Here is a 22051-nt window from a genome sequence, read left to right on the forward strand (position 1 = left end):
GAAAATTTCGACGTTTTTTGTTCATTGATAACAAAGCCACAGATGTAACCGTTATTTTTTGTGCACTTCATATAAATCCCTAACAAATTCTCTTACTTCAGTTCCTGGGTCTTCTCCAGTTCCGCGTAAACTCCATTCTTCTCCACCAGCTCGTCATGTGTTCCAAGTTCTATGATCTCGCCATGCTCTATAACGGCTATCCTGTCGGCGTTCCTGACGGTTGAAAGTCTGTGAGCTATGACTATGGTCGTCCTCCCTACGGAAAGCTGATCGAAGGTCTCCTGTATCTTAGCTTCAGTGACGCTGTCCAGGGCCGATGTAGCCTCGTCCAGAATCAGCACCGGCGGGTTCTTCAGGAATATCCTGGCTATGGATATTCTCTGTTTCTGACCACCAGAGAGAAGCTGTCCGCGTTCTCCCGCATTAGTATCGAAGCCGTCAGGCATATCCATTATATCGTCATATATCTCAGCCATTTTAGCTGCTTCTACGATTTCATCCTCAGTTGCATCAAGTCTGCCGTAGCGTATGTTCTCGGCTATGCTGTCAGCAAAGAGGAATACATCCTGCTGAACTACGCCGATATTTCTGTGAAGTGATTCCTGAGTCACGGATCTCACATCCTTGCCGTCTATGTAAACGGTTCCGTCAGTCACATCGTAGAATCTCGGTATCAGCTGGCTCAGAGTGGTCTTGCCGCCTCCTGATGAGCCCACCAGCGCTAATGTCTCCCCTTCCCTGATGTGTAATGTTACATCGTTGAGCACATCATGGTCTCCTGTATATGCAAAGGAAACGTGATCCACATCAATGTCGCCTCTTACATCTGTAAGGTCTTCTGCATCTTCTGCGTCTACCAGGTCAGGCTCTGTTTTCATAAGCTCGATGAATCTGTGAAGTCCGGCCGTACCGTTAGCAAAGAGTTCTGCAAAGTTCGACAGCTTGCGTACCGGCGTGACGAAGGTCGTCACATAAAGACTGAAGGTTATCAGATCGATAATGTTCAACTGTCCCTTCATGATCAGGGCACCGCCTACAGCTATGACAGCCACGGACAAAATGCACATAAAGAACTCCATGACGGCGTTGAATCTTCCCATTGCCTTGTGGAACTGCCTCTTGGATGTCTTGAATGTATCATTTGATTTATTGAATTTCTTGAATTCTCTTGATTCGTTGGCAAAGGCCTTGGCTGTCTTTATTCCCGAAAGCCCCGACTCAATATCAGCATTGATTTCAGCTGTAGTCTGCTTCAGTTTCAGCGAAGCCTCGCTCATGGAACGACGGCAGCGCCAGACAACCAACATGAATACCGGCAGCATCAGAGCAATGACAATAGCCAGCCTCCACTGTATGGAAAACATTATGACGAGGGATCCGACTATAGTGACAGCCGAGATGAATACATCCTCCGGACCGTGATGAGCCAGCTCCGTTATATCAAATAGATCCGCCGTAAGCCTGCTCATGAGCTGGCCTGTACGGTTGTTGTCGAAATAATCAAAGCCTAATTTCTGTATATGCCCGAAGAGATCGCGCCTGATGTCAGCCTCGACTCTGATGCCGAAGGTGTGACCCCAGTAAGCGATGATATAGGTAAAGTACGACCTGAATAAGTAAGCGACGAAAACTATGGCCATTACTATCCAGAATGTCTTCCACAGCTTGCCCGGAAGCAACGTGTACATGCACCAGCGGGAAATATAAGGGAAGGCCAGATCAATGAGGGATATAGCAAGAGCGCAGGTCATGTCCAGTAAAAACAGCTTCTTGTGCGGCTTGAAGTATGATACGAAAACCTGCAGCATATTCATGTTTTTAAAATCTCTTTTCATTGATAGTCTGTTTTCCCTTCTGATTTTATTTCAGTTTATAGTTATTATCTGTCAGCCATTGATCCAAGGTAGTATCTATAGTCTTGGCAGTCGGAACCGAAGTCTCATCGATTTTTCCGCCATATGTCTTTTTTGTAGAGACATAATAACTCCCATTATAGTACACAGCGTACCCCTTCCATCCTGCTGTTCCGCTGTTGCCGGCATTGGCATAGAGGAACACGACCTTCTTACCGTTGGATTCGACCACCTTAGGTCGCCAATAAAGCGTTGTATCAGATGTCTTAAGCGCTGAATCTCCAAAGAGTGAGCTGGTACTTACGCTGACCAGCTTTCCATTATTTGCTTCTATTACCTTGGCTATCAGATCATCGCCGCTGTGCCATTTTTCGCCGCCTGTCAGTTCATCCTCCACTTTGGATGCCAGAGCAGCAAAGTCATCAAGTTCTCCTCCCGAATGCTTGGAACATACTATTTTAAATGTACCGTCGGCAAGATTGCCGGAAACTGTATATGTGCCGCCTGACGGGCATCTTGTCTCGTCTTTGTCTATGTACTTTTTCAATGCTGCATCATTAATAGATGTGATATTACCCGAAAGATAATCTACAATTATGTGATGACGAAGTGTAGTCCTGTTGGCCTCGCAGGTAGTCCTTCTGGCCTTATCCAACTGCGAAGTAAACACAGGTATGGATACAGCAACAAGAACTGCGATGATAGCCACAACTACCAGCAGCTCTGCTAACGTAAAACCTTTGATATTTCTCTTCATTTCCAACATATAACCACTCGCTTTTCTCTCTTGTATAAATCACATTCGTCTAAATGATACTACATTTTTTCCGGGTTGTAAACGGTTGTCCCCCTGCAAGAAAACACGTCTTTAATGAATATTAAAGTCACTAAGGCAACTATGGCTTCTGTCACGGTAAACGACAGCCATACTCCTGTCATACCGAATAATCTGCTCATGATCAGTACCGTTGGCACCAGTATTATGCAGCTTCTCATAAGAGCCATGGCCATGGATTTCCCCACTTCAGTTACCGAACTCAGAAATGCTGCCGCTACTATGTTGACGCCTCCGAAGAAAAACCCCGTGAAGAACAGCCGCAGGCCCTTGGATGCCATTGCTCCCAGCACCGTGCTGCCTTCGCTGTTAAATATCGATACCACAGGATCGGCCAGAATAAACATAATGATGTATAACGTCACAGCCATAGTCTCTGCTGTTACCAGGGCGTACATCAGAACCTGTCTCACGGACTTTCGATCGTCTCTACCATAGACGAAAAGCCAAGACCGACTATCCTCAGCATCCTTTTGAGACTGAGGTTGCACCTGATCAGCCGAAAATTCTGTTTTCCGGAGAAATAATGCCGCGACAGGATCGCAAGGCTTATGACCGGCGAGAAGCACGTAGCCAGAGCGGCTCCGAACATGCCCAAGGCCAGGGGATACATGAACACATAATCCAGCAATATATTGGACAGGCTGCTGACTACCATGGCTATCATAGACAATCTCGGCTCGCCGTCGTTTCTCACAAAGGCCAGCATTATATTGTTCAGTATGAAGGCCGGCGAGAAACAAAGGAACGTCTTCAAATAGACTTCCGTCATAGGTAATATGCGTCCGGAGGCTCCCAGGACGCGGCTCAAAGGTTCCGTCAGGAATAATCCTATGCAGACAAGCACTCCGGCAGCCATAGCTCCCAAAGCCAGCGAATGCGCTAAAGCTTTGTTTTGTTCCGGCGGTTCCCCCGACTCTTTGGTGACCGCATAGTCAGTGCCGCCACCGATGCCTGTCATCAGGCCTACAGCTGACATGATGCTGAAAAACGCTATGGCAAAATTCAGGGCCGCCAGGCCGTCGGCTCCCATAACCTGTGACACTAAAAACGTGTCGACCAGTATATAGCAGGACACGCCAAGCATCCCTATAATGTTCAGACTCACATATCTCGCAAATTGTTTCTTCATGTAGTTTACCTTGCCGTGCCTTCATCCTGAGACTGCTGCATTTCCAAGGCCTTGCCCACTGCTATGGACAACTGGTCAGAGCATGATGTGTCTTTTCCTTCGCACATAACGCCTCTCAGTTTGTCATTTATCTCTTCCACAGTCCAGCCTTCCAGGATAATGGGAATAGCCTTAAGGTTGCCGCTGCAGCCACCTGTGAAGTTTATGTTATGTACCACATTTTCGTCCAGATCGAAATCTATCTGACGGGAGCATGTGCCTGATGTCGTATATCTGTAATGTTTCATTCAACGATCTCCCTTGCTGCCTTACCTGTGAGATGCTCGATCTCCAGTTCCATTACGCATATTGCCGGCAGTTCTTTCTCTACTGTCTCGGCCCTTTCCTTCTCGAATCCCGGGCGGTATTTGGCCCCGATGACGTCTGCCGCCCTGCGTATTTCTTCCTCGTCTTCGATTATGCTGATTCTTCCGAAGGCGATAGCGCTTCTGAAATATGTAGTATATTCTTCCGGCACGATCTGATCCTTATCTATAACGGAGAATGAAGCCTTGTCGCAGTTCCTGACAGCGTCGACCCTATGTCCCTTCTTGGCACCGTGGATCAATATCCTGTTGTTATCGTAGGCATAACTGACCGGCACTGAATAAGGATATCCGTCGTCCCCGGCTAGAGCCAGCGTCCCGGCAGTGTTCCTCTCAAGTATTGCCATAGTTTCTTCCTGCGATAACAGCTGCTTTTTTCTTCTCATTTCTCTGAACATATTGTGTCCTCCTACAAAACAAGCATCCGCAAGCATATCTTCTAAGACCTAATGATACACTTAGCGAATGCTCTCACATCCAACTACCCGGTGGCAGTATTCATATTACTTCAGTTTTTCGATTTCGTCTTTGCTAAGGCCTGTTATTTCTGAAATCAGCGGTATTTCGAAGCCTTTAGCCATCATTGCAAGTGCAGTGCTTTTCTTTCCATTTAACTTCCCTTCGGAGAATCCTGCATCTTTGCCTTCGGAGAATCCTGCTCTATACCGTTCATTTATCTTATCTTCTAACGTATGCAAAACCTTCCTCCTCTCCACTGTGTTCAGTCTTCCTGGTACATGTTGCATTTAAGATTATTGTACAGGTTTCGTCCCCAAGTTTCAAGTCCGTTTTATTCTTACATAGCATTTCAAACTGATATACAGGCATATCTTCACCAAAAAGATCAAATGTGCAGATGAATATCACATACGACGGTTTAAGGTGGTTATATCCTTCACCTTTATGTAGCATAGCTACATCGACTGCGCTATGGTAATACCTGCTTCTCTTTGGAAGATCTATATCATAGCCGCATTGCATCTCAATATCATACCACTCATTATCATCGATCATAAATACATCCAGACGTATGCCCTTCGCAGATATGCCGTTTTCTATTACATACTGAGTAGTAATATCAAACAGTTTGTTTTTGTCGGCAACAGGCATCACGTCTTCATCGTCCTCGTTGATCAGTCGTATTTCCCCGATTTTCTTATCCGGAAATATTCTCTCAAGCAATTGCCTGCTTATTTCCGGATCCTGCATGACAAGGTTAAAGACGATGTCATTAGTTATTGGAAACTCGATGATGTTGTCTTCAGACGCTGTCCCCTGAGATTTACTGATTACTTTCTCTTCTTTCATTTTTTGCTTTCCTTTCCTTCTTACATTTTATGGTTTTATGTAATGTATATACATTACTACCATTGTATGGGGAAAGCAAGTTCTATATTTAGAACGATGATGAAATAGGCCCGCAAGAATCGGCCTGAAATTATTGCCATTGTGGCATTATCCTATTTTAGAAATCAATTGAACGCAAGAATCGACCTCATAATTGGACTGATGTGGCGGATATCAGATTGCCACTCAGGATCCGTGCAAGAATCAATTAAGTAATTGATTCATTGTGACGTGTGCCGGCCTCTAAACCAGTGTTTCCAATGGTTACGTGCCACATTGCTTATGGAATTTCCCTGATTCTTGCGCGAGCCGGATCAGCGGGCTCCAAACCAACGCGGGCCTGGTCGGTGCCCGGCTTCTCAAACCTTTACTTACCCTTCCAGATATTTTTTCGTGAAGGTGCAGGTGGCGAAGCATTTTCCGCAGAGATCCTGCTTGATGCCCGTCTCACGGAACATGATCTCAAGCTGTTTTTCATAGCACCTGTCAACATCTACTAATTCCCGCCTCTTCATTCCAGCTCTCCAAAGGGTCCCTTGCAGGGCCTTAGCCGGGCAATTCATGACACACAATTTACATAGGCCGCACTTTGATTCTATTATAGGATCATTACATTCCAAAGGCGCATCGGTCAGCAATGATGAAAGTCTCACGGCAGAGCCATATCTTTCAGTCACCAGTAGACAGTTCTTGCCTATCCATCCCAAGCCTGCCCTCGCGGCAACAGTCTTGTGAGGTAACCTTGATATATGTCCATCTTCGATCCGGACGCGATCCCTGGTCTGAGCGAAAGCATTATACCCTTTGTTCCTTAAGAATTCCTCTCCGGCAGTGACGATCTCGTCCAACTGACTGTTCATGGAATAATACATGTCGTAGTATTCTTTAGTCGGTGCTGTCTGCAGATCGCGTGCAATATGCTTTGGTACAGGCATGGCAACCGCCACTCCGCAAGAATAGTCACAGGCGGCAACACCCTTCATGTTGCCAACGCCGACCAGCGCTGCACCCTTTTGATATAATATATCTTTCAATTCATCAGTTAACGTCATATATCTACTCCTTTACCTGCTTTGAATCGCCCTGTAATAGTTCGCGCCAATTTCTTTTATTATGAAGAATTCGTATAATAATTATTGATTCAGCATCTATCCTGAAAAAGATGACGAAATTCCCTGCTATTATAAACCTGATGCCCTGCGCATCGATATCTTCATCTAGTACTTTCCTTCCTCTCTCAGGCATTTCAGATAATGACATCACAGCCCTTTCTATAATATCAATTGTATCCCTGGCAGCTTTCTTGTTTTTCAAGACATTAGAAATATAAGTTCTTATTTGCATAATATCATCCTTGGCAGGGGATGCAAAGGATATGGAGCATTTACCCATACTACAATCCTTCCTTTGCTGCATCAAATACTTCCTTCGCCGAATACAAATCGCCCTTATCTGCTGCTTCAATACCTTCATTGAGTTTGGAAACAAGTTCCGCCCTGCCTGACAATAATTCATAAGCCTCAATGCTCATCACAACCAAGTCACCTTTTCCATTTTTAGTAATATAGATTGGTTCACCATAATCATGACAAAAACTCGAGATCTCATTATATTTATTTCTTATATCTGTGCTAGGTCTTATCTTAGGCATATTCCCCCTCCATTTATCTATCGTTATTATATCATAATAGTGATAGCTTGGAAAGAGAGCATTCCAATTCTTGATAGTTTCTATAAGTTGTAATATACTAATCATAGATACTATTATGAAAGGCGGTAACCCGGTGAAGATAGCTATTTGCGATGACAATTCCATTATGCGTGAGGAGCTTCGCGTCCTGCTGGAAGAATACTACAAAAGTCTGGATGTAGTCATAGAGCAATTCGCCTCAGGCGAGGACATCTGTCAAACTGTTTCTTCGCAGCCGGACAGGTTCGACTGCATCTTCATGGATATTGAAATGTCTGGGATAGACGGGCTGACGGCAGCTAAACAGATCAGGACTTTTAACAAAAATGTCCCTGTGATTTTTCTGACCAGCTACAGGGAATTTGCGGCTGATGGTTACGAGGTCAACGCCTTCAGGTACCTGACCAAGCCAGTCAATGAAGATAAACTTATCGAGGCTTTGGACAAGTTGAAAGCAAAAGGTTCCAGCGAAGGCAAAGTCATAGTTTCCGATGGTAAGAAAGAGGTCATTCTTTCCTACGAAGATATTATCTATATCAAAAGCGAAAATGTCTATTTGCGTTTGTTCACTCTAAAGGGCAGCTTCCTGGTACGCCGCAAACTCAAGGATCAGATCACTGAACTACCGGCTATGTACTTCATGCAGGTCCATCGTAGTTATGTTATCAATCTGAATCACGTATCAGCCTTCGATGGCAGGAATGTCACAATGGATCAGGGACACCTGATACCAGTCAGCGACAAATGGAAAAGTGAACTGCCTATACGGCTTGCAGCATATCTGCGGGAGATGAAATAATGATGGGCTTATTAAACATACTATATAATGCTCTCGCCAGCATAGAATGTCTGATCCTTCTGGTTCTGATATCTCACTACATATTTCTGGAGCCGAGCTATAGGAATAAGAACTCTTGGATAAAGCTCGGCGTTTTTCACGTGGTTATCTTCACCATTCTGGTCTTTGCCTCGGAGCCAGCTAACGATCTGCCGAACTTAACAGGATTTCCGACCTTCGCCCTTTACAGTTTCACCTGCAGAAGCAAAAAACGCATACTGGGTTTCTTCAGAGTTATACCTATACTGGGAACCATGCTCTCTCTGTTATTTATAGTTGAAGCATTCTCATATGCTCTGACTTCTAATTCATTGTCCGAATCCAGGTCCCTGTCTTTCATACTGGACGCAGTTCTTTGGATAGTCCTGGTCATTTTCTTTCTCAAAGGGAAAAACTGGCGCAGGCAATTCGAGGAGGAAATAGTGTATATGCCTGACAAGAACTGGGAGAAATACGTTCTCAATGGCGCCGGGGTTTTCCTGCTCATGCTCAGCCTGCTACTTGTAAGTCTTGAAGAATCATCAATAAAAGAGTTCTATGTCAGGTTGATTATTTTGTCCGGCGGAATAAGTATGATACTGCTTCTGATTGCTATGGCCGCCATGGTGAAACAATGGAGAAAGAAAAATTACTATATGTACACGGCCGAAGCAAACCAGCGCTTCCTGAAAATGGAACTAGAACACTTCCGCAATTACCAACAGATGGAAAGCGAGACCCGCCGGATGCGCCACGACATGAAAAATCACATTTTGTGCATGGAAACCCTTGCTGACAAAGATGACTACGCCGGCCTGAAAAAGTACATAGACAGTCTGGGGCAAAATATGCAAGCCCTAGACAAGGGCATTCAAACCGGCGATCCCATGGCAGACGCTATCTGCAGCGAGAAATCTCACATAGCCGCGAAGTCTGGAATCTCCATAAATGTACAGGGCAAACTGTCCGCAGATATCCCAATGGAGCCCACTGACCTGTGCGCAATTTTCGCTAATGCCTTGGATAACGCCATATATTATCTGTCGAGCAGCAACTCAGCCCTTGAAAAGAAAATCAGCATAAACATTTCATCCCAAGGCTCTATGGAACTCATCACCTTTGAAAATCCGGTAGCTAATGGTTCCCTGATTCCCGCGGCCGGAGAGACAACCAAGAAAGAAAAGTCGAGCCATGGTTTCGGCACTGTCAATATGATAGAAGCCGTCAGGCGTTACAACGGCACACTGACAAGGAACGTAGTTCCCGTAGGCTCCGGCTCGGTGTTCCGCCTTGAAATCATTATTTTCGGTTGATCCACAACAAAATTCGACAGTTTCGCAACATTATCTACACAAACCTGACAAAACCCCTTAGTATGTAACCGTAAGGAACATACGAAAGGGGTTTTATATATGAACGAAACTTTAAACGAAAAGAAAGAACTTAAGAGAACCGTAAATTTCATGAGCCTATCAGTGATTTTCTACAATCTGATCATGATAAGTGTAATAATGACGCAGGCGATTATTGAATCTGTCAAATTGCTTAAGAATGATCCAAACGCCTCGGAAGCTGTGTTTGACAATTTGCAGAAGGAGTTCATCAATTCCGGCACATCGTCCATCATCGGCGTCGGTGCAGGTTTGCTTCTGCTTCTGTTAATATACAGGCACAAGCATATCATAGGCGAAATTTTCTCTGGGAACAAAATTATGACTGTGCAGAGTTTTCTCTGTTGTTTCTGCGTTTTCATGGGAGTGCAGACGATTTTCTCGGCTGGCGCTTATGGCATAGAACACGGCCTCAACGCCGTAGGCTACTCTGTTATGGGCGATATCAAGGAAGCCTCTTCAAGCAGTATGACAATTTCCATGTTCCTGTATGCATCGGTGCTGGCACCTGTTGCCGAAGAACTGGTATATCGCGGTTTCGTAATGCGAAGCCTCATGAAATACGGCAAAGTATTCGCCATAGTGGTTTCCGCCATTGTATTCGGAGCTATGCATGGCAACCTAGTTCAGGGCCTCTTCGCAACTATGGCTGGATTAGTTCTGGGATATGTTGCCACAGAACATTCTATCAAATGGTCTATCCTGCTGCATCTGCTCAATAATATGGTCATGGGCGATCTGATGTCATATCTGATTAAAGGTTTCTCAACTTCTACACAGACATGGATCACCAATGGGATAATGGGTGTCTTCTTCATCATAGCGCTTATAGTACTGTATAGATACAGAAACAATATTAAAAAATATCTGGCTGAATTCAAGCCGGAAAAGGGGTATTTCAAATATGCTTTCACATCTGTTTTCATGCTGATATTCCTTGGCCTGGAACTATTTATGGCTATTGATGGAATCACAGCCATCTGATTCGAGTCTAAGCAGTGCCTCTTTTACAGGCAGGCCGCCTGCATATCCAGTCAGCCTGCCATCGGCGCCTATGACCCGATGGCAAGGCACGACTATCATGAGTGGATTCCTGTTATTGGCCATACCTACGGCGCGGCTGGCTTTAGGATTCCCTATTGCTTCAGCTATCTGTCCATAACTCCGGGTTTCTCCGTAGGGAATATCGCATAGGGCATTCCAGACCTCCATCTGAAATTCCGTACCGTGTAGTTCATAAGGAAAATCGAACTCCCGGCGTTTCCCATCGAAATACTCTGCAAGTTCATTAGCAACAGAATCCATCAATACTGTAGACATCCCCATATCATCTGGTTTGTCCGGCAGCCTGTCTATACCTACTATAACGCCATTCCTTTGTTCAATATGGAAATATCCAAATTTCAATTTATATACTGCGTAATTATACATTTCTACTATCCTCCCAGCCTTCTCTATCATAATTATATCTATAATCGATAATCAATACAATGGAAAATAACCATTGCACGCCTATTGATCCAACTGTATAATTAAGTTATCAGGAGGAACGTGCTATGTTTATATTAGACTGGCTCACCAAGACGAAAGAACCGACTGCTGAAGAAATCAGACAGAAAAGGGAATCGGATATACAGGCCTTTTATTCCACTTACGATTATAGAGAGTTTAAGGAAGGCGACTATCAGAAAATCAATACCATACTCAGTGATCTGGCTTGTAATGAGCCGGAACTGGTTATGGGTCTGTGGAATGAAATACTAGATAAGAACCTGGACATTATCCATAAAGGTGAAGGCCCTGATGGCGCCTTGCATCATCTCACTATGGGAATACTTACATGCCTGACAACTTCCTTTGCCAGTAAAAAAGTAATACCTCTTCTATTGAGTGATGAGGAATTTCTAAAGGAAATAATAAGTACCACGACAAGTTTTTCGTATTCTGAAAGATGTCTTGGTATCATGATAGATGCCGCCCTGAAGAACTATGATTTTCAAAAGGCCAACATGATACTTGGCTGGATCTGCGATAATAAAGAAGCTATGGTGGATACATCTATGCCCAAACTGATATACGCCATGGAGGAAGTACTTACCTATGAGGGCGAACCGAAAAATGTTGCAGATTACTGGCAAAGACAGATGGTCCTGAACTATGCTGCTAACCTGAAAGCTGACATAGAAAAAGAGCAAGACGCCCTTGCAGACAGTAGAAACGACATCCCTGTCAGCAGCAATTATGTTCCTGATGTAGGTTTCCCCTCCACCATTCCTGCCTTTGCCTATGACGATACAGCACTGGACAGTGACGAGCAGGAAGGCTACGACATTTTCGACTACCGCATAAACGAGAATCTGGATGAAGCCATGTGGGATCCTGACAGTGACGAATGCGGCCTCACCGGCGTGTACACAGACGATAATTATTTCGGCGACGAGTGGGACCTCAACCGCGACTTGAACTTCGACGGCAAGAACGACCTGCCATGAAATATTTTGTACTATAGACATCAGGCGCTCCGCGTCTTCGATTCTCGCACTTCTTACCGTGATCATGTTCTATTGCTCCTTCTGTGATTATATTGCTTTTTGTCTTTATACATAAGTACATCGGCTAGATTGCAGATATCATCGAAATTGTCACCGGAATTGTAAATAGCACATCCGAAGGAAGCCATAATGTCATCCTTAGCTAGTGCTGTACGCATTTCATCTATATATGCCTGACAGGCCTCGGCAGTCTTTCCTTTGCCCAAAGCCATAAATTCATCTCCGCCGACACGGTAAGCAAGGAAGCCTTCCCCGCCATTTACAAACATGGCATTCCCCATATTCTGTAAGGCCATATCTCCGGCACTATGGCCAAAGTTATCGTTGATTTCCTTAAGGCCGTTCATATCTATGGAGATCACAGCAATGGACTTGTTCCGCATCCTATTAGCGTCTATATAAAAGCTCTTTCTGTTCATGAGTCCTGTCAGCGGATCCCGTCTGTAGGTCTCTATGTACAGAACCACATAATACAAGGCGCAGGACGTTATCATTGCCCCTGACACCAGGAACTTATAGCCAGCCAGTTTACTTTCAGCTACCGTTGCTATGACGCATATTACAGCTATGTACACTACTGTGAATATCTCGCCTGATGTTAGATGGCGATGCATTTTTATTGTCATTATTACCAGAGTCAGGAGGTATGCGGCGCTGACAATGTGAGAAAGATATCCAAAGGGTCCTCTCATGAAATAATTATTTGGCGAAAACCAGAACATAATATGTGTAAAATAACTTGTAAAGGCGATGACTGCCAGAATTACTATAGGTATCCAGATGGCGACATTGGTTCTCTTCCTGCGGGTAAGTATGCTGATGAATATGACCATTGAAGCCGGCCTGAGAGTATACCCTATGGCAGAAGTAATGTATCGAAGTACAGAAGGCTCAGTAAGGCCCGCAAGATATGAATCTGTGATATCGGCAAAAACCAAAACAAGAACAATAGCTACGAAGGCCACAAATGACCTGTTCGTTTTCTTGTCCAGATTCTGGTTAGTAGATATTATTATTCCTAGACCTATGGCCAAGCATAGAGTCGTGAAATTCTCCAATATAAGTCTTGCTACATCTATCATACTTACTTTTCCACCTTTCAATCAGCCCCACTATTGTAACATAATGTCGGGCATAGCGTAAAGGCAAAAGGAGATTAAATGTTATTTATACTCCATGGTATCCACCTCACATCCACTTAATAGCAGCACCTTATAGTTTACAATATTAAGCCACGCGCTAAACTCTTTGCTAACGATTGCACGGTTACATTTCTCGCATTTATCGATCCCGGCACAGTCGCCGCATGTATCGACATTCTTTCCATTTACTTACCTCAATTCTATAACTTTATTACTTATTTCTGTAATATGGATAAGTACATATCCAATCTCTCGTTAACATATCCAGCAAACAACTTCTCCATTGCCAGATATCCATTCTTAGTATTATACTCATCAAATGCATTGTAATATGCGACTCTGTCTGCAAATTTGATATCAATAGGCGGATACCCGGCCTTCATTAATTCAAGATTAATGATCAATCTGCCGGTTCTTCCGTTCCCATCAATAAAAGGATGTATACCTTCAAATCGAATATGGAATTTTGCAAGCTTAGTGATTACATCTTCTGCGCTGGCATTATAATCCATCAAAAGCTCGGTCATCTCCGGCTCGATCATATATGGCTGTACAGGTTCATGTTTCGCTCCCATGATTCTAACCGGCACTCTTCTGTAAACTCCGCGGTCGTCTTTCTTATCAGCGAGTACGAGATAATGAATTTGCTTGATAACACTATCTGTAAGTGGCTTATTTCCCTTCACCAATTCACAGACAAAATCAAAGGCATCTCTATGGCCAACGGCCTCCAGATGATCCTTTAAAGGTTTCTTATTGATCGTTAATCCACGAAGGACCATATCAGTTTCCCTTAAAGTAAGCGTATTCCCCTCAATAGCATTCGAATTATAAGTGTATTCCACGGTGAATTCTTCATTGAGTCTTGCTACTTCTCCTTCAGTAAATGGCCTTCTGGATACTAGTTCATTTTTCTTTTCTTCGATTTGCTCAAGCAGACTTTTTGTGGATTTATATCGTCCATCCGCAGGCTTTACAGCATCGATTGGTACCTTCCAACCGCGGCCCTGTTGAAATGCTCCCGGTATTTTACCTCCAGCGCACAATACCCGCACTCTTCTGTCGGAAATACCCCATTTCTCAGCAGCCTCTTTTACAGTAATATACATGGCATCCGCTCCTTTTTGAGTTTAGTATAACTGATTATCGGAACAATATCAAGATACTTGGAATAATATCTCGGCTTTTATCGGAATAATAAAAGGAATCCCCATCACTCGGATCGATTTTTCCAAATGATAGAAATTCCTTATTCAAGGTCCTTTTCACGTAATGCTGTTATTTCATAAGCAGGCAGACCGTCTCAACATGCCTTGAGGAGACAATAAGTATGCTGCCAAGACCTAACAGTTCCTTGGCGGCAACACATCTTCCGTCATAAATGAGACCTATTCATCTATTTTTCTTCAAGCTTTTTAATGGTATCTGTATTGATTTGTTCTATGGTTTTCAATTGTCTGATTGCCAATTCATTTAGCAATTTTAATCGCTCCCCCTGCGGCTTTCCTTGCTCAATTAGAATAGCATTATAGCTTTCCATATTAGACAAGACAAGTAGCTGGTTTAGTGTAGCATCATCTCGCATATTGCCAGCTTTACCGGGGTTTTGCTCTCGCCATTCTTTTGCGGTAATACCAAATAATGCAACATTCAGCACATCTGCTTCACTGGCGTAAGTAACGGATATCTGATACGGCGTCAGCTGCGGCGGAATAAGATTCCCCTTAATTGCATCTGTGTGAATTCTGTAATTCAGTTTTGCAATTTCACGGTTTAAATTCCAATTTAATGAAAGGCGGCTACTATCATCACTTTTCAATCGTTGATAGTCTTTAATGATATACAATTCAAACTCAGGGGAAAGCCATGCTGCAAATTTTAATGCAATATCTTTATGTGCAAAAGTTGCAGCATATCTTCCTTGCTTTGAGGTCATTCCAATTGCAGCTGTCGTTTCAATCCAACGCTTCGGTGTAAGCACAAAAGCATTACGACCTGCTTCTCGGTCAATTCCCTCGAATTCGAGGGAATTGAAATCAGGGTTATGTATTCGCTCCCAAATCCCCAAATATTCAACTGTGTTACGATTACGCATCCAATTATTAATCACATCACTTGGATAATCTGCATTTTTATAGCGTGCAATATCCGTCAATGATAAAAATTCATCTTGAAAATTATGTGTATATATGGTTATATCTACACCTTTAGCATGAATAGTTTCTTTTACAGGCTTTTTCATAGTGATTTTCCTCTCATGTTTATTCGCTAATCTACACACTTTATTTTATATCTTTTTTTACCTTATTACAACATCAACCTTCTTGTTCTAATAATTGCAAAGACTAAAGCCCTCGACACGCACCAAAGGCTTTAGTCTTAGCAATCACAGCATAGGAGTGGGGAACACCCCCACTCCTATTTTACTGCCTATTCATAGTAGTCTACTTCCTGTTTCACCACAATCCCCGAGTGGAATTGTATCTCCAGCCTCATGCCCTTATGCACTTTGATGGAGGATATGAGCCGTTTTACAAGGTCTTGGTCGAACTCTCGCACCTGTGGGTTTACTGTAGTAATCGCTTTGTCCAGCTGATCCACACGCTCCTTATAGTTTTCCGCCTGTTTCTGTGCCTGCACCATTTGGATTTTTGCTGTTTTCAGTTCATTTATCTGCTCGAATAGCTGCTTATATTCCGCATCAAAATCCTCGCTGACAGCTCCTTGCTTTGCGTTATTTTCTATGAGTACCAGCATTTGCTGTTGCAGCTTTTCTATGCCACTGTTGGTGCAACCTTTAACGGTCCATTGTAGCGGCAGTCCTTACCGTGATTGTCGAACAAAACAGGCTGATTGTTTCCCGACATTCCTGCACTGGCCGTAATGGTTGGGCATACACCCTCGGCAATTTCTGCACCGCCTTGCTGTGTTGCCATTACAATTGGCAGGTTTCCACCCATTCCTGCACGGAGGGTAGCAGTAATATCTTCGGTAATATCCATGCGTTCTCCGCTCTGGTCATTGAGACAAATGGCTGGTTCTATGACACCGTTTCTGCCGGTGCTGTTCCCACAGTTGGTGCCAAGAGTAGCGGCTACTTGTCCTGTCACATCTCCTGCGTATCCGTCAAAGCCTATTTTTTCTTCCTGTTTTAATGGCTCTTTCACAAAGGTCTGCATCTGCATATTTTGTGTTGCCATCAATGCCCCCGACAAATTATCAAGGTCAATGCCCTCATTTCGCTGATTGATATGATAGGATTTTAACTCTGACATATCGGATACTGTTTCTTCTGTAGGTGTCAGTCCTGCCTGTATCTCAAGTGCTGTTTTGAGCTGCACAGGCAGTTCCTTATCCCTCGCTTTGGCTCTCCGCAAAATCCCCAAACAAGCAGTCTTGCTTAAATAATATTTGGGGAGCGGTGAGTCCTCCAAAATCTGCGACAAGGAAGATTCTACGACGTCGCTGGGCGACTCCCCAGTATTGAGCATCGATGACACGCCAAGCCAAGCTGAATTCATTTCCCAATATGGCAATCCCAGCAGATTGCCACTTCCCGGAGTCAGGTCGAGGAACATTACAGGTGCTGTCCTTAATGCGGATAATTTCTTCGATGACCGCCCTGAAATCTTCGCCCTCGGCACTGGAGAAAGCTCCGGGGACATTTTCCCACACCATGTATCTTGGTCGAATAAGGTGAGCTGGGATACCTCGTTTTCCATCTGCATTTCTCATCTCCTTTACCAGTCTTGTTTGCTCCATGAATAGCCCTGAACGCTCTCCCTCAAGTCCGGCTCGCTTGCCTGCAACAGATAAATCCTGACATGGCGAGCCACCGCAGATGATGTCCACAGGAGGGAGGGTTGCTCCGTTTAGCTTTGTGATATCCCCGACATGGAGCATATCGGGAAATCTTACCTTTGTTACTTCGATGGGAAAGCTTTCAATCTCACTTGCCCAAACAGGGGTAATTCCACTGTGAATGGCTGCCAAAGGAAAGCCACCGATTCCATCGAAGAGGCTCCCCATACTCATCATCAGAGTGTACCCATTTGCATTTGTGGAGCTTGATTTTTCACTTCGCCAACACGAAAACTTTGCTCATATTCCATTACTCTGCGGGGTGGGAACAGACAGCCTTTGGGCTTCCTCAATTTCGGACATCATGCCAAGGGAGATATGATCCCCGAAACACCATAACTCATCACAGTTTTGAAGCATGGCAAGTCCCATGTCTAAACCGAGCTGTCTTTCCCGGGGGTTATGCTCGTCTAAAATATTGGGGTAAAGTAAATGGGGACAAAAAAAAGCGTGTCCTTGTTCCATAACGAACCGACACGCATTCTTTGCAAACTCCGTATTTTTTTCGATATCCCCGGCATAAGGGGATGCAACATAAATTCGCTTCATAGGCAAATTCCTTTCTCTGTATTATTTTGGTGCTACTGCCTGCACCACGGTTCTTGTGGTATTCACTGCCGCTTGTGCAGTATAGACAGCACTCATCATATTGGCTCTGGTACTGGTATCCAGTCCAAAGGCACCGGCGATTCTTGGCACTTCACCTGCGGCAAGCATAAGACCGAGTCCAAGCAGACAGTGGTCCTTTAACACCATCAGTCCTGCAGTGAGGATTGTTGCCTGTAAAAATGTCGTAAGGCACAACCCTACGATCTGCTTGCACCACTGAATAAAGCCGTCATAATATCCTCTCGGAACAGAGAACATATATAGGCTGCCTACAGCAATTTGGATAAGCAAGATACCTCCACGTTTTAGGTTTGCGAAGAACACTTTAATCACTGCATAGCCCATCATGATGATAATAAACAGCATCAGAATTGGGCTTGTTATGGCACTGAGCCCTCCGAAGATGCCAGTACCCATTGCACTTTCAATGCCATCTATGGTAGACAGTCCTGATATAATCTCGTTTGCCACTTCACCAAAGCTCTTGCCATACCCCGTGATGCCTGCCGTTAAACTGCTTTGCAGATTGACCGAAAGCTCAAACAATCTGATGGGAACAACAGTAAAGAGCGATACCGCCATAAAGCCTTTGAGTGCATTAATGATGGATTCTTTAACGCTGCCTTTACCGTTTTGGTATTCGATCCCTGTTTCAAAGCAGGAAACCACAAGACCGACTACATACAGCGCCCATGCCAGATAAGAGAAAAACAGCACAATACTTTGCACCCAAGTCATTTCAAACAGCTCGACACCCATGTTGCCCATTTGGGAAAAGAAGTTGCCAAGAAAGCCAACCACCTGTCCATAAAGCCAGTCAATGATCTGATCCATTACATCGCCAAGGATAAAATCCCATATAAACAAAAACAACCACCTCCAATCGTAAAAGAATAAGGGTATACCGTTTTCACGATACACCCTTTGGTTTGGCATAAAAAATGACGAGCAGCTAACCGATTATCGGTTTTAACTGCTCGTCATCCTTTTCGAATATTTCCAGTATCATTCTTGCTCCCAAGCGAAAGCCACATATAAACTGTTCCTCAGCATTTGCATAGCCTAACTTGCTTTGTGCTGTCATAAAATCCTGCAACAGCTTTTTTCCCTGTTCGTCAAGGAGTTGATTGAGTTTTTCTTCCAATCTGCAAACCTCGGTTAAACTGTTGTGGTAATCGCTGTCATGCTGAATTGGTGCTGATGTGGGACTTATTCTGCCACGGTATAAATCTTTCAGTATTTTTTCTTTCTGCATTTCCATCACCTCTCTTTCAAGTACAACACATTACCACAAGATGTAGTAAATAGCTATACGAAATATCAACAATTACCTCTGTATATAGTTTTACATAGACATACCCATCTTAGGTTCGTTTGCTTCTGTCAGCTCATGGCTTTGTTCCATAAAAAGCTATGCATAATCGTTAATCTGTTCCGAGAGCAGTTCCATATCTCTTGGTGTGGGCTTATACACATACCATTGTGCCTGATTGCCGTCCTTCCAAATATATGGGATAATGCCCTCACGAAAGTTTGGATTGCTCACTTGCTTTCTGCCCCAAACATCTGCAAATTTAATGGTGTTTCTATCGATTACGCCATTGTTCTTGTCTACAGCACTGATGCTGACGCCCTCATAATGGTCTGCATATCCAAGGGTGGTGAAGAACAGCTTCAAGCGATTGTTTTCACCCAAAGGGATATACATGGCATTGCCGATGCACTTTCGATTTTCAAATCCCTCGGTGCATTTCATAAGTTCATCTGTAAAAAAGCTCATAGTAGTTACCTCCATAAAAAATGGAGAGAGTGATATATCTCACGCTCTCCGTTAGCTGTTATTCATTAATTTCTTCTTGTGCTTCAATCTCATCCAGTGCCTTGGAGATAATCTCCGTAATAAATGCCTTTTGGGTAAGGTGCGGCGTGGCATCCACGTGCTTTTTGATTCGTGCGAATAGTTCCTCACTGATTTGTAGTGCCAGCGTTCTTGTCTGTGCCATATTTGAGTTCATCTCCTTCATTTCGTAGTATTCGGTAATAAGCTGTGTTACATATTGATTTAGGGTAAGTTCGCTTTGCTCCTTATTTGTGCATACCTTTTGATGTAGTACAAGCGGGATTTGTGCGCATAGATTTTTTGTTTCTGCCATTCTGTTTTCCTCCTGTTCATTGTGATTTTGCAAGCAAAGCATACCCTAGAGTGCAAGTAATAGCTATACCCAATACCAACAAGAAATAAAGTTAATTTATAGCGTTGGCTGCTTTGACTACATACCCAATATCGTCCAGAGTATCCTTGCATATGGGTGGTGACAAATTTATTTCTAAATATAAAAAAGCAAAGATTCCGATTTCAACCAGAATCTTTGCTGTTCATTTAAAACATCAGTACCGATTATTCTCCCATAAATAACTTGATATCATCTTCAACTTGTCCGATACCTGCAATGCCAAACTTTTCAACAAGGACCTTTGCAACATTAGGCGATAAAAATCCTGGTAAAGTCGGACCAAGGTGAATATTCTTCACACCTAAATAAAGTAACGCAAGTAATACTATTACCGCTTTTTGCTCATACCAAGCAATATTATATGCAATCGGCAGATCGTTAACATCCTCAAGTTCAAATATTTCTTTCAGCTTCAATGCGATTACTGCAAGAGAGTAGGAATCATTACATTGGCCAGCATCAAGAACTCTTGGAATACCACCAATATCTCCTAACTCAAGTTTATTGTAACGGTACTTGGCACATCCTGCAGTAAGGATAACCGTATCCTTAGGTAGTTTTTCTGCAAACTCAGTGTAATACTCACGAGATTTCATTCTGCCATCACAGCCTGCCATGACGAAAAACTTCTTAATTGCACCTGATTTTACTGCATCAACTACTTTGTCTGCAAGAGCAAACACTTGGTTGTGAGCAAAACCACCAACAATATTGCCTGATTCAATTTCTACAGGAGGCTTACACTGCTTTGCCATCGTAATAATTTCAGAAAAATCTTTTTTGCCATTTTCATCAGCTGTGATATGAGGACATCCGGGATAGCCTGATGCACCGGAAGTAAAGATCCTTTTTCTGATTTCCTCGCTTCTTGGAGGTACGATACAGTTTGTAGTAAACAGAATTGGTCCATTGAAAGTTACAAATTCAGTAACTTGCTGCCACCATGAACCGCCGTAATTTCCCGCAAAATTGTCATACTTCTTGAAGAAAGGATAATAATGTGCAGGAAGCATTTCACTATGGGTATAAACATCAACGCCTGTACCTTTTGTTTGCTCCAGTAGTTGCTCTAAATCAGTGAGGTCATGACCTGAAATCAGTATTCCGGGATTGTTTCTTACACCAATATTAACACTAGTGATTTCAGGATTTCCATATTTAGAAGTATTGGCTTCATCTAACAGTGCCATGGCTTTAACACCAAACTCACCTGTCCTTAATGTTAAAGCTACGAGATCATCTGCCGACAATGAATCATCAAGGGTTGAAGCAAGTGCTTCATAGATAAATGCATTAATAGCAAGATCTTCTTTGCCGATATTAAGGGCATGATGTGTATATGCCGCCATACCTTTCAAACCATAGATAATCATTTCTCTAAGAGAACGAACATCTTCATTTTCGGTTGAAAGAACACCTACTTTTGATGCTTTGTCTAACATAGACGCTCTATCGCTTACTTCAAACTCCGCTGCATCACCAAGATTAACATCGGAAACCTGTTTTTTTAGCTCGTTTCTTAAGCCAATCATTTTATAGATTTGATTTTCAATTGCACCATCATCAAAATTAGCATTTGTAATGGTGATAAAAAGGCTTTTTAGGACTTGATGATTTACTTCGCTTATGGATTTAACATCCAGTTTGCCTTTTATAACAATTTCAGAAATCCCTTTTGTAACATAAATCAGTAAGTCTTGCAATTTTGCAACTTCTTCATTTTTGCCACATACGCCTCTTACCTCACAACCGGTACCTTTTGCAGTTTCTTGACATTGATAACAAAACATACTCATAATCGTTCCCTCCTTCAGATTATTCCTTAACGGGTTCGAATTCATCTTTACCCACAAAACAAATTGGACAAACCCAATCATCAGGGATATCTTCAAAAGCAGTTCCCGGGGCTATTCCACTATCTGGATCACCTGTTTGTGGGTCATAGATATATCCGCATGGGATACATATATATTTTACCATTCTGAGTTTCTCCCTTCAACATTTTTATACAATATTTTACCATTTTAGAGGGATAGTGTCAAGTTGTTGTTGGTAAATGGGGGTGCGGACATTTTCTTGGACTGCCTATGCAGCTAATCCAAGAGAACGCCTGTATTCTACCGGGCTCAAATAACCTAGTGTTTCCTTCATTCTCGTTTCATTATACCAGTGAAGATATTCGTTTAATATATCCATAAATTCATCAATGGTAACATTGCCCCA

General features: G+C 43.2%; 30 protein-coding genes. 4 read left to right on the forward strand and 26 right to left on the reverse strand.

What is annotated here, in order from left to right; genetic code table 11:
- Nucleotides 1–92: 92 nt before the first annotated feature.
- From EV211_RS03045 to EV211_RS03095, 11 genes are all read right to left on the reverse strand, one after another.
- Nucleotides 93–1835, reverse strand: coding sequence for an ABC transporter ATP-binding protein (locus EV211_RS03045; protein WP_133527966.1), 1743 nt, complete (start codon nucleotides 1833–1835; stop codon nucleotides 93–95).
- 25 nt (nucleotides 1836–1860) lie between these two features.
- A complete protein-coding gene (locus EV211_RS03050; protein ID WP_133527967.1) occupies nucleotides 1861–2619 on the reverse strand; it encodes a prepilin-type N-terminal cleavage/methylation domain-containing protein in 759 nt (252 codons plus the stop codon).
- A gap of 50 nt (nucleotides 2620–2669) precedes the next feature.
- On the reverse strand, nucleotides 2670–3086 hold the full coding sequence (locus tag EV211_RS03055) for an MATE family efflux transporter (protein ID WP_133527968.1): 417 nt from the start codon (nucleotides 3084–3086) through the stop codon (nucleotides 2670–2672).
- An 11-nt stretch (nucleotides 3087–3097) separates the two neighbouring features.
- The gene (locus EV211_RS03060; RefSeq protein WP_133527969.1) at nucleotides 3098–3820 is read right to left on the reverse strand and encodes an MATE family efflux transporter; all 723 of its coding nucleotides are present in this window, start codon (nucleotides 3818–3820) and stop codon (nucleotides 3098–3100) included.
- A gap of 5 nt (nucleotides 3821–3825) precedes the next feature.
- Entirely contained in the window at nucleotides 3826–4107 is a 282-nt protein-coding gene (locus tag EV211_RS03065; RefSeq protein ID WP_133527970.1) for a TIGR03905 family TSCPD domain-containing protein, read from the reverse strand.
- Nucleotides 4104–4583, reverse strand: coding sequence for a pyridoxamine 5'-phosphate oxidase family protein (locus EV211_RS03070; RefSeq protein WP_133527971.1), 480 nt, complete (start codon nucleotides 4581–4583; stop codon nucleotides 4104–4106). Before EV211_RS03070 ends, EV211_RS03065 begins: the two co-directional genes overlap by 4 nt.
- Before the next feature lie 105 nt (nucleotides 4584–4688).
- On the reverse strand, nucleotides 4689–4883 hold the full coding sequence (locus EV211_RS03075) for an RpnC/YadD family protein (protein ID WP_133527972.1): 195 nt from the start codon (nucleotides 4881–4883) through the stop codon (nucleotides 4689–4691).
- Nucleotides 4864–5493: an Rpn family recombination-promoting nuclease/putative transposase gene (locus tag EV211_RS03080; protein WP_133527973.1), complete on the reverse strand. Its 630-nt coding sequence runs from the start codon at nucleotides 5491–5493 to the stop codon at nucleotides 4864–4866. The genes EV211_RS03075 and EV211_RS03080 overlap by 20 nt, the downstream gene beginning before the upstream one ends.
- Nucleotides 5494–5903: 410 nt before the next feature.
- Nucleotides 5904–6584, reverse strand: coding sequence for a 4Fe-4S binding protein (locus tag EV211_RS03085; RefSeq protein WP_133527974.1), 681 nt, complete (start codon nucleotides 6582–6584; stop codon nucleotides 5904–5906).
- 4 nt (nucleotides 6585–6588) lie between these two features.
- Nucleotides 6589–6948: a type II toxin-antitoxin system RelE/ParE family toxin gene (locus EV211_RS03090; protein ID WP_166635351.1), complete on the reverse strand. Its 360-nt coding sequence runs from the start codon at nucleotides 6946–6948 to the stop codon at nucleotides 6589–6591.
- Nucleotides 6926–7183, reverse strand: coding sequence for a type II toxin-antitoxin system Phd/YefM family antitoxin (locus EV211_RS03095; protein ID WP_133527976.1), 258 nt, complete (start codon nucleotides 7181–7183; stop codon nucleotides 6926–6928). The genes EV211_RS03090 and EV211_RS03095 overlap by 23 nt, the downstream gene beginning before the upstream one ends.
- 133 nt (nucleotides 7184–7316) lie before the next feature.
- Between EV211_RS03095 and EV211_RS03100 the strand changes: the two genes are divergently transcribed.
- From EV211_RS03100 to EV211_RS03110, 3 genes are all read left to right on the forward strand, one after another.
- Nucleotides 7317–8021 (forward strand): LytR/AlgR family response regulator transcription factor, encoded by a 705-nt coding sequence (locus EV211_RS03100; RefSeq protein ID WP_166635352.1) that lies wholly within the window; start codon nucleotides 7317–7319, stop codon nucleotides 8019–8021.
- Nucleotides 8021–9352: a sensor histidine kinase gene (locus EV211_RS03105; protein WP_133527978.1), complete on the forward strand. Its 1332-nt coding sequence runs from the start codon at nucleotides 8021–8023 to the stop codon at nucleotides 9350–9352. The genes EV211_RS03100 and EV211_RS03105 overlap by 1 nt, the downstream gene beginning before the upstream one ends.
- 99 nt (nucleotides 9353–9451) lie before the next feature.
- Nucleotides 9452–10414 (forward strand): CPBP family intramembrane glutamic endopeptidase, encoded by a 963-nt coding sequence (locus EV211_RS03110; RefSeq protein ID WP_133527979.1) that lies wholly within the window; start codon nucleotides 9452–9454, stop codon nucleotides 10412–10414.
- Here EV211_RS03110 and EV211_RS03115 read toward each other — a convergent pair.
- Nucleotides 10379–10861, reverse strand: a complete 483-nt coding sequence (locus EV211_RS03115; protein WP_133527980.1) for a methylated-DNA--[protein]-cysteine S-methyltransferase — start codon at nucleotides 10859–10861, stop codon at nucleotides 10379–10381. The two genes, EV211_RS03110 and EV211_RS03115, sit on opposite strands and share 36 nt — an antisense overlap.
- Before the next feature lie 125 nt (nucleotides 10862–10986).
- Between EV211_RS03115 and EV211_RS03120 the strand changes: the two genes are divergently transcribed.
- Nucleotides 10987–11922: a hypothetical protein gene (locus EV211_RS03120; protein WP_133527981.1), complete on the forward strand. Its 936-nt coding sequence runs from the start codon at nucleotides 10987–10989 to the stop codon at nucleotides 11920–11922.
- A gap of 62 nt (nucleotides 11923–11984) precedes the next feature.
- Here EV211_RS03120 and EV211_RS03125 read toward each other — a convergent pair whose 3' ends face one another.
- The 14 genes from EV211_RS03125 to EV211_RS03190 all read right to left on the reverse strand — a co-directional run.
- Nucleotides 11985–13064 carry a GGDEF domain-containing protein gene (locus tag EV211_RS03125; RefSeq protein WP_133527982.1) on the reverse strand — a complete coding sequence of 360 codons (1080 nt, stop codon included), beginning with the start codon at nucleotides 13062–13064 and terminating at the stop codon, nucleotides 11985–11987.
- 275 nt (nucleotides 13065–13339) lie between these two features.
- Nucleotides 13340–14233 carry a Fic family protein gene (locus tag EV211_RS11100; RefSeq protein WP_133527983.1) on the reverse strand — a complete coding sequence of 298 codons (894 nt, stop codon included), beginning with the start codon at nucleotides 14231–14233 and terminating at the stop codon, nucleotides 13340–13342.
- Between the two features lie 287 nt (nucleotides 14234–14520).
- Complete coding sequence (locus tag EV211_RS03135) at nucleotides 14521–15366, reverse strand: KilA-N domain-containing protein (protein ID WP_133527984.1); 846 nt, start codon at nucleotides 15364–15366, stop codon at nucleotides 14521–14523.
- Nucleotides 15367–15554: 188 nt separating this feature from the next.
- Entirely contained in the window at nucleotides 15555–15881 is a 327-nt protein-coding gene (locus EV211_RS03140; RefSeq protein WP_207667979.1) for a hypothetical protein, read from the reverse strand.
- 17 nt (nucleotides 15882–15898) lie between these two features.
- Nucleotides 15899–16465 carry a hypothetical protein gene (locus EV211_RS11105; RefSeq protein ID WP_133527985.1) on the reverse strand — a complete coding sequence of 189 codons (567 nt, stop codon included), beginning with the start codon at nucleotides 16463–16465 and terminating at the stop codon, nucleotides 15899–15901.
- 10 nt (nucleotides 16466–16475) lie between these two features.
- Nucleotides 16476–17162: a DNA cytosine methyltransferase gene (locus EV211_RS11110; protein ID WP_331654255.1), complete on the reverse strand. Its 687-nt coding sequence runs from the start codon at nucleotides 17160–17162 to the stop codon at nucleotides 16476–16478.
- Between the two features lie 63 nt (nucleotides 17163–17225).
- Entirely contained in the window at nucleotides 17226–17534 is a 309-nt protein-coding gene (locus EV211_RS03155; RefSeq protein ID WP_243108535.1) for a DUF7768 domain-containing protein, read from the reverse strand.
- Between the two features lie 21 nt (nucleotides 17535–17555).
- Nucleotides 17556–18530: a conjugal transfer protein TrbL family protein gene (locus EV211_RS03160; protein WP_456298056.1), complete on the reverse strand. Its 975-nt coding sequence runs from the start codon at nucleotides 18528–18530 to the stop codon at nucleotides 17556–17558.
- A 16-nt stretch (nucleotides 18531–18546) separates the two neighbouring features.
- Nucleotides 18547–18849, reverse strand: coding sequence for a DUF6809 family protein (locus EV211_RS03165; RefSeq protein ID WP_133527987.1), 303 nt, complete (start codon nucleotides 18847–18849; stop codon nucleotides 18547–18549).
- A 156-nt stretch (nucleotides 18850–19005) separates the two neighbouring features.
- On the reverse strand, nucleotides 19006–19374 hold the full coding sequence (locus EV211_RS03170; protein WP_133527988.1) for a hypothetical protein: 369 nt from the start codon (nucleotides 19372–19374) through the stop codon (nucleotides 19006–19008).
- A 58-nt stretch (nucleotides 19375–19432) separates the two neighbouring features.
- Nucleotides 19433–19747, reverse strand: a complete 315-nt coding sequence (locus tag EV211_RS03175) for a 4-oxalocrotonate tautomerase (RefSeq protein WP_133527989.1) — start codon at nucleotides 19745–19747, stop codon at nucleotides 19433–19435.
- A 245-nt stretch (nucleotides 19748–19992) separates the two neighbouring features.
- Nucleotides 19993–21624: a hydroxylamine reductase gene (hcp, locus tag EV211_RS03180; protein WP_133527990.1), complete on the reverse strand. Its 1632-nt coding sequence runs from the start codon at nucleotides 21622–21624 to the stop codon at nucleotides 19993–19995.
- A 19-nt stretch (nucleotides 21625–21643) separates the two neighbouring features.
- The gene (gene rd / locus EV211_RS03185; RefSeq protein ID WP_084727828.1) at nucleotides 21644–21808 is read right to left on the reverse strand and encodes a rubredoxin; all 165 of its coding nucleotides are present in this window, start codon (nucleotides 21806–21808) and stop codon (nucleotides 21644–21646) included.
- A gap of 105 nt (nucleotides 21809–21913) precedes the next feature.
- Nucleotides 21914–22051, reverse strand: a 138-nt coding sequence (locus tag EV211_RS03190) for an IS3 family transposase (RefSeq protein WP_133527991.1), incomplete at its 5' end; no start/stop codon positions are given.

The organism is Aminicella lysinilytica (assembly GCF_004362975.1).
Lineage (GTDB): Bacteria > Bacillota > Clostridia > Peptostreptococcales > Anaerovoracaceae > Aminicella > Aminicella lysinilytica.

Bases quoted from the DNA above. Each gene is read 5' to 3' on its own strand.
- EV211_RS03045 (WP_133527966.1), bottom strand. From the start codon at position 1,835: ATGAAAAGAGATTTTAAAAACATGAATATGCTGCAGGTTTTCGTATCA.
- EV211_RS03050 (WP_133527967.1), bottom strand. From the start codon at position 2,619: ATGTTGGAAATGAAGAGAAATATCAAAGGTTTTACGTTAGCAGAGCTG.
- EV211_RS03055 (WP_133527968.1), bottom strand. From the start codon at position 3,086: ATGTACGCCCTGGTAACAGCAGAGACTATGGCTGTGACGTTATACATC.
- EV211_RS03060 (WP_133527969.1), bottom strand. From the start codon at position 3,820: ATGAAGAAACAATTTGCGAGATATGTGAGTCTGAACATTATAGGGATG.
- EV211_RS03065 (WP_133527970.1), bottom strand. From the start codon at position 4,107: ATGAAACATTACAGATATACGACATCAGGCACATGCTCCCGTCAGATA.
- EV211_RS03070 (WP_133527971.1), bottom strand. From the start codon at position 4,583: ATGTTCAGAGAAATGAGAAGAAAAAAGCAGCTGTTATCGCAGGAAGAA.
- EV211_RS03080 (WP_133527973.1), bottom strand. From the start codon at position 5,493: ATGAAAGAAGAGAAAGTAATCAGTAAATCTCAGGGGACAGCGTCTGAA.
- EV211_RS03085 (WP_133527974.1), bottom strand. From the start codon at position 6,584: ATGACGTTAACTGATGAATTGAAAGATATATTATATCAAAAGGGTGCA.
- EV211_RS03090 (WP_166635351.1), bottom strand. From the start codon at position 6,948: ATGCAGCAAAGGAAGGATTGTAGTATGGGTAAATGCTCCATATCCTTT.
- EV211_RS03095 (WP_133527976.1), bottom strand. From the start codon at position 7,183: ATGCCTAAGATAAGACCTAGCACAGATATAAGAAATAAATATAATGAG.
- EV211_RS03105 (WP_133527978.1), top strand. From the start codon at position 8,021: ATGATGGGCTTATTAAACATACTATATAATGCTCTCGCCAGCATAGAA.
- EV211_RS03110 (WP_133527979.1), top strand. From the start codon at position 9,452: ATGAACGAAACTTTAAACGAAAAGAAAGAACTTAAGAGAACCGTAAAT.
- EV211_RS03115 (WP_133527980.1), bottom strand. From the start codon at position 10,861: ATGTATAATTACGCAGTATATAAATTGAAATTTGGATATTTCCATATT.
- EV211_RS03120 (WP_133527981.1), top strand. From the start codon at position 10,987: ATGTTTATATTAGACTGGCTCACCAAGACGAAAGAACCGACTGCTGAA.
- EV211_RS03125 (WP_133527982.1), bottom strand. From the start codon at position 13,064: ATGATAGATGTAGCAAGACTTATATTGGAGAATTTCACGACTCTATGC.
- EV211_RS11100 (WP_133527983.1), bottom strand. From the start codon at position 14,233: ATGTATATTACTGTAAAAGAGGCTGCTGAGAAATGGGGTATTTCCGAC.
- EV211_RS03135 (WP_133527984.1), bottom strand. From the start codon at position 15,366: ATGAAAAAGCCTGTAAAAGAAACTATTCATGCTAAAGGTGTAGATATA.
- EV211_RS03140 (WP_207667979.1), bottom strand. From the start codon at position 15,881: ATGCTGGTACTCATAGAAAATAACGCAAAGCAAGGAGCTGTCAGCGAG.
- EV211_RS11110 (WP_331654255.1), bottom strand. From the start codon at position 17,162: ATGATGAGTATGGGGAGCCTCTTCGATGGAATCGGTGGCTTTCCTTTG.
- EV211_RS03155 (WP_243108535.1), bottom strand. From the start codon at position 17,534: ATGAAGCGAATTTATGTTGCATCCCCTTATGCCGGGGATATCGAAAAA.
- EV211_RS03160 (WP_456298056.1), bottom strand. From the start codon at position 18,530: ATGCCAAACCAAAGGGTGTATCGTGAAAACGGTATACCCTTATTCTTT.
- EV211_RS03165 (WP_133527987.1), bottom strand. From the start codon at position 18,849: ATGCAGAAAGAAAAAATACTGAAAGATTTATACCGTGGCAGAATAAGT.
- EV211_RS03170 (WP_133527988.1), bottom strand. From the start codon at position 19,374: ATGAGCTTTTTTACAGATGAACTTATGAAATGCACCGAGGGATTTGAA.
- EV211_RS03175 (WP_133527989.1), bottom strand. From the start codon at position 19,747: ATGGCAGAAACAAAAAATCTATGCGCACAAATCCCGCTTGTACTACAT.
- hcp (WP_133527990.1), bottom strand. From the start codon at position 21,624: ATGAGTATGTTTTGTTATCAATGTCAAGAAACTGCAAAAGGTACCGGT.
- rd (WP_084727828.1), bottom strand. From the start codon at position 21,808: ATGGTAAAATATATATGTATCCCATGCGGATATATCTATGACCCACAA.